We start from the raw sequence: 12,833 nt of genomic DNA, 5'->3' as shown, positions 1-12,833 counted from the left end.
TAAGTATGGGTAAAAGGGGATTAGAAATTGTTCCCTTTTATTTTTTTATGGTGAATGTAAAGGTCGATCCTTTACCTATTTCGGAAGAAACCTTGACTTCACCTCCCAGATATTCCACGGCTTTCTTGACAATAGCCAATCCTATTCCGGTTCCTTCAAATTTATCCTTGGTATGCAGTCTTTCAAAAATGATGAATATCTTTTCAAAATATTCAGGCGAAATTCCAATGCCATTATCTGAAACTGAAAACTGCCAATGGTTTTTTAATTCCTTACAATCAATGTGAATCGCGGGAGTTCTTTCAGGATGAGCATATTTGATTGAATTTGAAATCAAGTTCATGAAAATCTGAAAGAGCGGAGTTTTAAAAGTATGAATAGAAGGAAGTTGGCTGTGAGTGATTTTCACAGATTTTTCTTGAATATTTTTCTTGAGATATAGCTGTATTTCCTTCAGAAGCTTATCCACCGATAGGTTAACTTTTGATTCATCAGGGCTGCCAACACGAGAGTGCTCTAGCAAATCAAGGATAATTCTCTGCATTTGCTTTGCCCCTTCAGTAGCGAAAGAGATATACCTTAAGGCCTTTTCGTCTAATTTATCACCATATCTTTTTTCCAATAATCCCATAAAGCTAGAGATCATTCTCAGGGGTTCTTGCAAATCATGAGATGCAATAAAGGCAAAACGCTGAAGCTCCTGATTGGAGAACGCTAATTCCCGGATATGAAGCTCCAGTTTTTCATTCAAACTTTTGAGGGATCGCTCGTATTCCTTTTGATGGGAAATGTCTTGAATAGAACCCACTATTCTGGTTATATAGCCTTGTTTATTTCTTAAGAAAATCGCCTTGCTGACTACATAGGTGTAAATATTATTTTTCTTTTTAAACCTGAATTCATCCAGCCAATTGGTTTTGGTAGGGTCAGGAGTCAAGTAATCTTGGATTTTTTTATTAACTCTTTCTTGATCATCAGGATGAATGAGTTGGATGAATTTATTGAGGGACATTTCAGAGGGCTCATATCCAAACAGCTTAAAAAAGCCATCACCACAATGAAGACTTTCCTCTCTGAAATCATAGTCCCAGATAGCTTCGTTCGTGGCTTTCGTTACCAACTCGTATCGTTCTATATTTTCTTCAATTAGCCTCTTAGACTCTATCAATTCTCTGATATCTTGTCCTATCCCCAGAATGCATGGCTTTCCCTGATATTGGATTATAGAGGCAGAAAAATGAACTGGGATCTTTTGGCCATCCTTGGCTTGAATCTCCATCAGAACTTCATTTCTGTTGTCATCAGCCACCTTTTTTATTTCATCTAAAATCCGCTTTTGATCTTCTTTTTTAAAAAAATCATCTGGCTTCATTTCTCTTATTTCCTGTTCTGAATATCCGGAGATTGATTCGATATTATGATTCCATAAAATCATTTTCCCTTTTAAGTCAAACAGAAAAAATATTCCGGGTAATTTGTGTAGGAAAGATTGGTTGAGGGCTATTTCCTCCTGTAATGCCTTGGTAATATTTTTCTCACGGGTGATATCAACCATCATACCCTGAAGTTTTACAGCTTTTCCATTTTCGGAAATCACCTTCACTCTATCATTCAACCAAATTAATTCGCCATCTTTTTTAATGAATCTGTAGTCGAATGCATGGTCTTTCAACCTCTGAGTTTCCAAGTGACATAGGTTTATAGCACTGTCCCTGTCTTCAAGAAAAATGTGATTTTGCCAGAATTTGGGATCAGCTAGCCAATCCTCTTGAGTAAATCCTGTAATTTTTTCAACTTGTGGACTTACGAATAAAAATTCAAATGTTTGTGCATCTGCCTCCCAAAAAATCCCATCCAAATTCTCATATAAAGACTGATTAGTTTCAACTACTGTCTCCAATTCTTTCTTGGTAGACAAAATTTCGGTTATATCCCTAAAAGCACCTGAAAGGATTGTTTCGCCTGTCGTATTATTTTTTAGCCATTTTGCTTTGGAAATCACCCAAATATGAGTACCATCTTTCTTAATAAGCCTTTTTTTAATATTGTAATCCTTGGAGCTGTTGAGCACCTCACTCATATGATCAATTGCCCTTTTTCTATCTTCTGGGTGAATTACGGAAAGGCCTTTCTCAAAAGTCACCTCAAATTCATCGGGTTGGTAACCAAGCATTTTAAATACACCCTGAGACCAATACAATTTGTTTTGTTGGATATGCAATTCCCAGGTGCCAGATTGGGTCAATTCTTCCAATAATCTTTTTTGGAATCCTAGATCTTGATTATCCTCGATAAATGAATTAGCCATAGGTTTAAGAATAAAGCAAAAAACACTCTTTCAGACTGCTATTTAAAAGCTAGGGTTGGATTAAAGTATGCCTTCCTCTGCGATAGGAAATGACACAAACCCTAACTCTTAATCAATCAATATATTATCCTCTTTTATCAATGTAAGAAATTTAGAAATTTTTCTAAACTTGATACAATTGAATCTGAAGAAAATGTCAAAAGAAAAGATGAATCTGTAATAAATAATCAATGCTATTCTCCTTAAAATACAGTTAGTCCCCTAAAATAGCAAATTCTTTAGGTTATTATTAACTGATTGAGGTGGAGCAGAGGCAATCAAAAAGTGTTAGCAAACTAACTTAAATCCATATCCCCTGATATTCAAAATTTGAATTTCTGGATCATCCTGTAATTTTTTTCGGAGCTTGGTGATAAATACGTCCATGCTGCGGGCATTAAAAAAATCGTCTGAACCCCAAATCTGATTCAGAATCAGTGTTCTGTCGGTAATGTCATTGGCATTTTCCAACAGCATTTGCAAAAGTTGACTTTCTCTTGCCGTTAATGGGCATTCTGAATCCTTAATTCGGAGAATCTGCTTGGTTGGGTGAAATTCATATTGACCAATCGGTAGCCAATCATTCTGATTTTGTCGGGTTCGCAGTCTGTCAAGATGAGCCTTGATACGAACGATTAATTCCTCCATGCTAAAGGGTTTGCGTACATAGTCATTGGCTCCTAAGCCAAAGCCTTTGACCACATCTTCTGTCTGACTTTTAGAGGTCAAAAAAATAATCGGGGTATAGGGATCAATTTTTCGGATTTCTTCCGCTAAAGAAAACCCATCCTTTTTAGGCATCATCACATCTAATATCAAAATATCCGGTTTTGAGGATTGATAACTTTCCCAAGCCTTTTGTCCATCCTCGCAGAGTCTCACCTTGAAGTCACGACTCTCCAGGCTTTCCTGTATAATCATGCCTAAAGCCAGCTCATCTTCTGCTAATAGTACTTGGATTTTACTCATGGCCAATAGGTAATAAATGTGGTGGAATTTTTTCCCGTTAATAGTTCTATTTTTCCTTCATGCTTCTCCAGGATCTTCCGAACATAATATAGTCCTATCCCAAAACCTTTCACATCATGAACATCTCCTTTAGGTATCCTGTAAAATTGTTCAAAAATCCGGTTTTTTTGGTCTGCTGCGATATTTCCTCCATTGTCGTGAATTCGAATCTTATGCATACCATTTTGATCAATGCCTAATAGAATCTCATTCCCTCCATATTTAACAGCGTTATCCAAAAGGTTGGAGATCACATTTTCAAAGTGAAAAGCATCTGCCCAAATAGGTTTAAGTTGTGCGGGCAAAATCAAGTCAATTTTCTTTTCAGGAGCTATTGTCTGAAATTTTTGGATCAATTGCCTCAATAAAGGCTCAGGGTCGATTGCCTCTTTTTTTACAATCAACTGATCAGTATCTAAGGTGGCTGTTTCTAATAATTTTTCGACCATCTGATTGAGCTTGCGCATTTGCGACTTGGATATTCCCAAATAGCGCTTGTTCTTTTCAGGGTCATTGGCTGGGTTAAACTGTTCAATCCCTTCAATGGCAGAAAGGGTAGTGGCAATAGGGGTTTTGAATTCGTGAGTGATATTACTAATCAGATCTTGCTTGATTTCTGCTATTTCTTTCTGGTTTTTGATGGTTTGGTATAGATAATAAAAGGCAAAGCCAATGATTCCCAGAAAGAGTAAGGAAGTCAAAACTTCGAACATTCCCCTTTTTAGAATAGTCAATGCTGTATTTTCAAAGTACATCTCCAAACTTTGTCCCGGAGGAAGGAATGTGGATCTTGAAACCGTCTTGAAAGGCATGGTCGGAGTGTTAGAGACAAGCAGGCTGTCTTCTTTTTCATTTCCAGTCAAATGAATTAATCGATAATTGATATCAATACCTTTTCTGTCCAACTCTTCAAATAAATAGGCATTGATTTTTTCAAAATCTAAGCTATCTCTAGTAATGGAAATGATGATTTTACTAGTCAGAAATTCGAGGCGGTTGATACTGTCTGCATTACTTTTTCCCATGAAAATCCTGAGCTCGTTCTTTTTATCCATACCCATACTTCGACCAGAGTCTAGTAAAACAATATTATTCAAGCTGTCTTTTTGGTCGGAAGACTTCCATAGGAATGAGTCCAATCCTCCTTTCTCAACATTCTCTAGAGCCTGAAAAAGTTCTTTACTCTGGCCGACTCGGTCTAAAAAGCTCCCCAAAGTGTCCAGTTTCTTGATTCTCAAATGTTGTATCTGTTGCTTGACGTTTCCAGAATCTGTAATGCTTTGATTCTCAGATCTCATATCTGTTAAGGTAACGACATCTGTTTTCGCCAATTCGGCATAGTAGTTCTCCACAGCATTGTCCAAACTTTGCTGGATTTCAGACACTAGCTGCTCTTGAATCAGCAGAAACTGGTTGTAGTTTCTCCAAACCTGAATGCCAATGCTGACCAGTAAGGTGAAGACTATTAAAAACCCTATGCGCTTGAATTGTAACTTTTTCATCTGAAAGGAATTTGTTGTTCAAATGCCAGATGGAATCTCGCATTTTGAATACCAATCCATTGTGGAAATTTAGTTTTACTTGATTTCACAGTGCTAAAATAGAAGCATTATTAAAGTTAAAAAATGACTGTTAACACTCGTTAACAGTGCTTAACTCAATGTTTTTGAGAGTATTTCTTGATTTGTGAACAAAACAAAAAGAACTATGAAAACCAAATCATTACTTCTCACGGCATTCTTTTCTTTCTTTTTACTGGGAAACTTAGCACTGGCCCAAGGCCTAACAGGAAGGGCTTTTTACAAATCCAGTTCCCAGATAAAATTATCTATGGATTCCACTAAAATGAACCCTGAGCAAATAGCAGAAATCCAAGCTCAATTGAAGAAACAAATGGAAAGAGACTATGTATTGTCTTTCACTCCAACCGAATCAAACTGGAAGCAAGTAGAAAGTTTGGGAGGCGGACCAGCTACTGCGTCTTCCGGCGGAATGCAAATTATGATTAATACCGGAAGTCAGGATCGTGTACTTTATAAAAACTTGGCAGAGCAAACTTACATTCAAGAACAGGAAATGATGGGGAAAGATTTATTGATCAAAGATAATCTTGAACCAGTAGAATGGGAGTTGACTGGAGAATCAAAAAAAATAGGGAATTACCAAGCTCAAAAAGCTATTTACGCTCGAATCATTGACTCACAGAGATTTTCTACTGGAATGACTGAAATGGAATCTGTGAAAGACACGATTCAGGTAGTTGCTTGGTTTACTCCGGAAATCCCCGTTCCACATGGTCCTGAAAATTATTTTGGTCTGCCTGGACTTATTTTGGAATTACAGAGTGAGGGGAGAACGCTTATTTGTGAAAAAATTGAATTGAATCCCTCCAAAGAACCAGTAGAAATTCAGATCCCCAAAAGAGGAAAAGAAGTCAATAGGGAAGAGTTTAGAGCTATGCAAGAGGAAAGTATGAAGCAAATGATGAATCGATATCAGGGTAAACCCGGAGATGGTAATCGGTTTACGATACGGATTGGGAATTGATTTGAGAAGCAAGATTCTAGATGCGAGACACTAGATAGAGGCTAGAAATAAGATGTGACGCTTTAGAGTATCTTCTAACTAAACTCATCCAGCTTTCTGATTTTATACATCATACTTAACCAAAATGCTTTTTTCTAAAAAATTACTCCTTTTTGCCTTTTTCATTGGATTGGCCCTCTCAGCTTATGGTCAAAGCAAACCCCTTATTGGGCAAGTACTGGACTCGCTGAATCGACCCATACCTTATGCGAATGTAGTGGCTATTAATCAGAGCACTCAAAAAATCGGCGGCTTTGGAATTACCAATGCTGAGGGAAGGTTCAAAATTACGCTTGCCGAAGGTCCCAGCTATCTCTTGAGAGTCTCTTTTGTAGGTTACGTTCAATTTGAATCAACTATCAGTGAATGGGATTCGGAAAAACCACTCAATGTGACACTTCAGCAGGCTGATACAGAGTTGGGTTTAGTGGAGGTGGTGTCTGAGCTTCCGGTGACCATGAAGGGAGATACCTTGACCTATAAAACAGATGCTTTCACCACAGGTGCAGAACGAAAGTTAGAGCATGTATTGGAAAAACTTCCGGGTTTTCAAGTGGATGAAAACGGGGAGGTAAAGGTGCAAGGCAAAAAGGTAGACAAGGTCTTGGTGGATGGAAAGACTTTTTTTGATGGTGACACCAAATTGGCTACTAAGAATTTACCAGCCAATGCAGTCGATCGAGTTCAGGTGCTGAAAAATTTCAATGAAGTATCACCTATCAGAGGCTTGGATACCAATGAAACTTTGGCTTTGAATATTCAATTGAAAGAGGGAAAGAAAAACCTTGTTTTCGGAGACTTGACCGGAGGAGCAGGACCGGAGGAAAGATATCTAGGACATGTAAATGCTTTTTATTACGCTCCGAAATTAAATGTGAATTTGATAGGAGGAAGTAATAATGTAGGGGAACAGACTTTCACCTTGCAGGATTATTTCAGGTTTAGTGGGGGACTTTCTGGTTTGAGTTCCAGATCTGGTTCAAGAGTTCAGCTAAATTCAGAAGATTTGGGGATTCCGATAGCAAATAGAACCAATGCTTTTGACTTGCAAAGTACGCTAGGGGCTTTGAATCTAAACTACTCCCCAAGCAAAAAATGGAGGCATTCGGGGTTTTTGATAGCATCGACTTCAGCCAATCAGCTGGGAAGCAATTCACTGAGAACCTACCTAAATTCAGGCGAGGATACCCAAGAGCAATTGAACTCTGAAAGCTTTGTTGAAAACAAATCCGGATTGGCGAAGTATGCATTGACCTACACTCCGAAAGAGGAAACTTATCTGAAGTACAGTTTATTCGGAAAACTCTCTGAAATCAGCAATGCAAATGACTTGAATTCAAATTTTGGAGACATCAATCAAAGAATTGACTCGCGTAATACCCGAACACCCTATGCTTTGCAGCAAAAGTTAGAGTGGTATCATGCTCCTAGTGAACGTCATGTGTTTTCAACTGAACTCAATTGGGAAAGTAAGTTTTCGGATCCAATTTTTTATTTGAACACCAATCTCAAACCTCTGCAGGGCTTATATCCAATTGCAGATGCAGAAACTTACAGGTTGCTTCAGTCTCAGGAAATCACCACAAATACTTTGGAGGCTGCTTTCAATTACTATTATATCCTGAACCCAACCAATCATTTGAACTGGACTTTAGGCTATCAGAATTTCTCTCAAAATCTGATTGGCCAATTGGAGCAGGTTGGCTCCAAGGAGACTTTTTCTGATTTTGAAAATGAAAATGAGTTTGGACTTCAGGACCGGTATGTAGGGATGACTTGGAAAACTAAATGGAATAAATGGGTCATAAGTCCAACGCTTAATCTACACCAGTATGCTTGGAGAGACTTGCAGTTAGATAATGAACAAAATTTCAATAAGCTATTACTGCTTCCTTCAATGTATGCCAAATGGAATATTCGTTCCAATAAATCCCTAACCTACAGATATCTGACTGAGGCGAATTTTATGGATATCCAGAAATTAGCTAGAGGCTTTGTGCTTCAGGATTATAATGCACTTTTTCAGGGAAACCGAATTTTGGAAAATGGCCTATTTACAACTCATAATCTTAATTATTCCCATTATGATTTTTTCAGTGGGCTGAGTGTTTTCGGCAACCTGAATTATATCCGGAAAAGGGATGATATCATCACCAATACCGACTTTGCAGGAATTAATAGATTACTGAGTTTAGTCAATGCGACTCCTGTCAATGAAAGTTTGAATGGAGATATCAGGGTCGACAAATCTTTGAACAAACTCAAATTTGAGGTAGGTGGAAAATGGAATTCTTTCAGCACGAATTTATTGTTGAATGATTCTCCTGTCAGGAACCAGCAGTTTTCTCAGACTTATGATACGCGATTGACCAGTACTTTTTTCAAGGTTTTGGAGGTTGATTTGGCTTATTCTTTTACCTCTAATGTTTACAATTCCGGACCAATAGAGAACACATTTATCACCCATAGTCCTAAAGTGGAAATAGACCTTGATATTTATAAGGGCTTGAAATTGAATGCGGATTATACTTATAACACGTATTTGAACAAGGTCTCACAAACTCAGAGCGATTTTGATTTTCTCAATGCTTTTCTAAGTTATCAGGGTCCTAAAAGTCCTTGGGAATTGAAGCTCTCAGTTTGGAATATTTTGGACACCAGATCAATTAGAAGAGATAGCTTTTCAGAAAATCTGATCAGTACCTTTTCCTATCTGGTTCAACCTAGGTATGCGCTTATTACTGTGAAATTTGACATATAACAGTTATTGCCCAATAGAAGCTAATCCGGCTGCTGCGATGATGCCATCTTGAGCAGAGGTGACTCCTGATATTCCTATGGCGCCTATGCAAAAGCCATCTTTAAAAATTGGTAATCCTCCTTCAACGCCCACTGCATTGGGCAAGGTAGCTATTCTGCTTCCGCCCTCTGCCTTCATCAAGTCTTCAAAAACCTTGGTTGGGCGCTTGAAATACACGGCGCTTTTGGCTTTTGCCTGAGCGACTTCAATACTTCCAATCTGGACACCGTCCATACGCCTCAGGGAAATCAAGTTGCCTCCATCATCTAATATGACTATCACTACATTCCAGCCTTCAGATTGGGCTTTTGCCTGGGCAGCTTCTGTGATTTTCAATGCATCTTCCAAGTTAAGGAAGGGTTTGGTCTGATTTTGTGAAAATGAAAGAATGGGAAGTAATAAGGCGAAAGTAAAGAGTAAGTTTTTCATGATACAGGGATTATTGTTTGCATCAATTTAATCAAAAAATTGGCAGGGATTCTAATGGCTCTAGAAGCGCATGTTGATTCAGGTTCAACGAAAAAAGGCCCGAGAAAACTCAGGCCTTAACTTTATTTCAATTGTGGTAATCAGATACTAGCTACTAGTTTTACTTTTAGGTTGACATCGTCATAAATCAACTTATCAGCCAGGTTTTCAAAGTAATTTCCTGATCTGAATTTGATATCAAATTTTGTTCTGTCAAAAGTGATATCACCTTCAGCCGTTAGTTTATTTCCTGAGGTTGACACTTTAGCTGGGAAACTAATGGGTTGTGAGATCCCCTTGATGGTCAAATTTCCGGAAATCACGTAATCTTTTCCATTACTACTTTTTGCATCAGTGATTTTAAAAGAGGCAGTATTGAACTTCTCCACTGAGAAAAAATCATCTGATTTCAGGTGATTGGTCAGATTGCCTTTGGATTTTGGATCGGTAAGGTCTTCAACAGTTAAGTTGACCATATCCATTTCAAAGGATCCTCCTGTGATTTTCCCGTTGGAATAGTCTAAGGTTGCATCCGCTATCGGAACATAGCCCCAATGTTCTCCGGTAACCTTGGCGGCTTTCCACATGACAGAACTCTCAGATTTGTTGACAGTGGCAGGGGCAGTATTTTTTTCTGTTGGGAAAAATACTGCTAAGCTTAAAATGATGGCAATGATACTTTTCATGAATTGTGGTTTTTAGGATTTGATTCTTGTTAGACTCTTTTTTCTCTTGTTGGTTTAATGAATTCAGAACTTTGTCTGATTTTTTATTTTTTTGGACTTGCAGCCTTATTTGATGAACTGGATTTCATTAATTCCCATCAAAATTTCTTCTCCTTTCACCTCAGGGTTTTTGAAGACGAAATAAAGCTTTTGCTTACCTGACGTTGGCTTAATGCTCACTTGAGCCCGATTTGCATTTTCCCTTCTCCAAACGATAGGATCAACTCCTTCTGGTGGACGGAATCCCATTTCTTTGACTCCAACTTTATTGGAAGTACCAAGAAGTTCACCGTTTGCTGAGCCGAGTCGAACCTCTACTACACCACCAGCGGCTCCGTTTCTTGTACTCACACTGACATGGAGATCGATTTGGGTTATGCCTGTGAGGTCAATATTATCTAAGGCAAAAGAAGAATTGTCTCCAGCCATCAAGAAGCTTACTCTTGGCGTAGTCAATAGCTGAACACCCTTTCTTTCTATCGATAATTGAGGATCAAGGTAAGGGTTTCGCAAAGCTATATAGTCTACAGAAGACAAAGGAGGTGCTTTGGAAGAACCTTTATCTGTATAGGCTGCTCTGAGTAAGAATCCTCCTTGTCCATTATCGCCCTCAGGGATCAAGGGTTGTACTTTTCCGTTCAAAGGAAGGGAAGCCACCGTAGCTTGCGCATCATCCATGCTTAGGATGAAATCCACCATTCTCTTAGCATCTGCCTCGCTCAATTGTGGGTGTGCACTCATGGCATGTTCTCCCCATACTCCAGCTCCACCATTGATAATTTTACCTACCAAGTAATTTGTGTTTTCAGGAGAATTAGGATACTTGGCAGCCACTGCTTCATAGCTAGGACCTATGGATGTCTCCTTGTATTGATGACAGGATTTACAATCGCTTCCTTCAATAAGGTTTTTCCCAATAGTCAATGAAGCCAGTGTTTCAGCACCACTTTGTTTAGAAGCTATTTCAATAGGATCAAAGCCTTCTGGTACATAATCAAAAGTAATGGCCACTTCGGCTGCTTTAATTTCTCCTGATTGAGTACCTCCATCTTCCAAGTCTTTTACACTTACCTGGTAGTCTAATTCTTTTTCTCCAAACCAGAAGGATTGATTGATGCCATTCATAGAAATTTTCACTTCCGGAATATCATTTCCTGCTACAACCTCCAGTTTTTGACTGTTTTGGGCTCCTTTAGTGTCTGTTACCACTAATTCAATTTCATAAACTCCAGCTTGATCGAAAGTAAATGAAGGGTTAGGTCTGTTAAAACTTTCCAGGACTTTGCCCTCAGAACTGATAGTCCATTGGAAAGCAAGTTTATTTAAGTCGTAATCATCATAGTCATTGGTTCCTTCAGAACTGAAATTAACAGTCAAAGGAACTGCGCCAGCGAGACGGTCTGCAGAAGCAGTTACGTTTGGTTTTCTATTCCCGGCATTGTATTCAATTTTGATGAGACGGGAATTCGCATTTCCTCTAAACCAAGCACTGCCATATTCCAAAACGTATAAAGCACCGTCCGGACCAAAATCCATGTCGATTGCAGAGCTGAAATTTTCATTCGGTAAAAAGCGCTCCATGCTTTGGTAATCGCCATTTTCATCCATGGTCACAGCCATGATCCAGCCTCTCATAAAGTCGACGATTAACCACTTTCCTTCATAATAGGCAGGGAATACAAATGGAGCATTACTTGCAAAATCAGCCTTTCTAAATACTGGGCCACCTGTGGCAGATCTTCCTGAGCTCCCCAGCATTGGGAATTCTTCAGAAACTCCATATGGGTAGTAAATCATGGCAGGAATTACAGGAGTAGGCAATTCTCTCAATCCAGTATTATTTACTGATTCATTGACAGGTTTATTCACGTCATAGGGAGCACCATAAGTACCGGCTTCATGATCGTGGCGGTTGTAGGGGAAGTTATTTCCAATAAAATAGGGCCAACCAAAAAATCCAGGACCTTTGGCCTGATTGAACTCATCATATCCCTTGGGTCCCCAAATGGAGTCCACTGATGCATCCGGGCCGACTTCACCCCAATAGAGGTATCCTGTTTTACTATCCAAAGTAGGTCTCCATGGGTTTCTGTGTCCCATGGTATAGATTTCAGGTCTGGTTTTTTCTGTTCCCGGAGGAAATAAGTTTCCTTCTGGAATAGTGTAGCTTCCATCGTCTTCAGGATGAATTCTCAAAATCTTTCCTCTCAGATCATTTGTGTTTCCAGGTGCGCGCTGATCATCGGAGCTCTCCATTCCTGGGCGTTCATCCAAATTGGAAGATCCTTCTCTTGGGTTGACTGTATTATTTCCCACGGTAAGGAAAAGATTTCCTTCAGCATCAAAAACCATCCCTCCACCTGTATGACAGCATTCTTCTCTTTGAGTTGGGACTTCGAGAACAATCTTTTTACTGGATTCTACCAGCTCATTGCCTTTAAGCTCCCATCTTGCCAAGACGTGTTTGGGTTCATCTGGATCTGCATAGTACATGTAAATCCAATTGTTTTGAGCATAGTCAGGATGTGCGATTACGCCCATGAGTCCTTCTTCAGCTTCCCGTACACGTCCTTCTTTGTTGGTGTACTTTGTATTTACCGGTATAGTCGCTACCAGAGTTACTTCCTTGGTGTTCTCATCAAAAATTTTGACACCTCCTTTTCTTTCTACAAAAAGGACTCGATTACCGGGTAGGAATGTAATTTCCATAGGCTCGTCCATTCCTTCTGTCAAAACAACCTTGGTAAAACGATTGTCATCCGGCTTGATGCTGGGATCCTCTTTGGGTCCACAGGAGAAAATTAGTGAAATCAATAAGAGTGATAAACTCAGGTTTTTGATGTGATTGAAACTCATAAGGTTTTGAATTCAGGTTAAGAGTTAATAGGCAATTTAAGCG

General features: G+C 39.0%; 8 protein-coding genes. 2 read left to right on the top strand and 6 right to left on the bottom strand.

From position 1 onward, the window contains the following. Positions 1–37: 37 nt before the first annotated feature. The 3 genes from BM073_RS13465 to BM073_RS13455 form a co-directional block, all read right to left on the bottom strand. Positions 38–2,308 carry a PAS domain-containing sensor histidine kinase gene (locus BM073_RS13465; protein WP_091654849.1) on the bottom strand — a complete coding sequence of 757 codons (2,271 nt, stop codon included), beginning with the start codon at positions 2,306–2,308 and terminating at the stop codon, positions 38–40. Between the two features lie 327 nt (positions 2,309–2,635). Further along, entirely contained in the window at positions 2,636–3,316 is a 681-nt protein-coding gene (locus tag BM073_RS13460; protein WP_091654848.1) for a response regulator transcription factor, read from the bottom strand. Next, positions 3,313–4,857: a sensor histidine kinase gene (locus BM073_RS13455; RefSeq protein WP_091654847.1), complete on the bottom strand. Its 1,545-nt coding sequence runs from the start codon at positions 4,855–4,857 to the stop codon at positions 3,313–3,315. The genes BM073_RS13460 and BM073_RS13455 overlap by 4 nt, the downstream gene beginning before the upstream one ends. 205 nt (positions 4,858–5,062) lie before the next feature. Between BM073_RS13455 and BM073_RS13450 the strand changes: the two genes are divergently transcribed. Both BM073_RS13450 and BM073_RS13445 read left to right on the top strand, forming a co-directional pair. Then, positions 5,063–5,902: a GLPGLI family protein gene (locus tag BM073_RS13450; protein WP_091654846.1), complete on the top strand. Its 840-nt coding sequence runs from the start codon at positions 5,063–5,065 to the stop codon at positions 5,900–5,902. Between the two features lie 124 nt (positions 5,903–6,026). After that, entirely contained in the window at positions 6,027–8,702 is a 2,676-nt protein-coding gene (locus BM073_RS13445; protein ID WP_091654845.1) for a carboxypeptidase-like regulatory domain-containing protein, read from the top strand. 3 nt (positions 8,703–8,705) lie between these two features. Here the strand turns inward: BM073_RS13445 and BM073_RS13440 are convergent, their stop codons facing one another. The 3 genes from BM073_RS13440 to BM073_RS13430 all read right to left on the bottom strand — a co-directional run bounded on the left by BM073_RS13440 (position 8,706) and on the right by BM073_RS13430 (position 12,790). Beyond that, entirely contained in the window at positions 8,706–9,170 is a 465-nt protein-coding gene (locus BM073_RS13440) for a GlcG/HbpS family heme-binding protein (RefSeq protein WP_091654844.1), read from the bottom strand. Between the two features lie 140 nt (positions 9,171–9,310). Next, complete coding sequence (locus tag BM073_RS13435) at positions 9,311–9,895, bottom strand: YceI family protein (RefSeq protein ID WP_091654843.1); 585 nt, start codon at positions 9,893–9,895, stop codon at positions 9,311–9,313. A gap of 105 nt (positions 9,896–10,000) precedes the next feature. Continuing rightward, on the bottom strand, positions 10,001–12,790 hold the full coding sequence (locus tag BM073_RS13430; protein ID WP_091654842.1) for a PQQ-dependent sugar dehydrogenase: 2,790 nt from the start codon (positions 12,788–12,790) through the stop codon (positions 10,001–10,003). Positions 12,791–12,833: the final 43 nt, after the last annotated feature.

Source organism: Algoriphagus ornithinivorans, assembly GCF_900115305.1.
In the GTDB taxonomy this organism is placed as follows: Bacteria; Bacteroidota; Bacteroidia; order Cytophagales; family Cyclobacteriaceae; genus Algoriphagus; species Algoriphagus ornithinivorans.
This window is presented reverse-complemented; position numbering and strand designations above follow the sequence as displayed.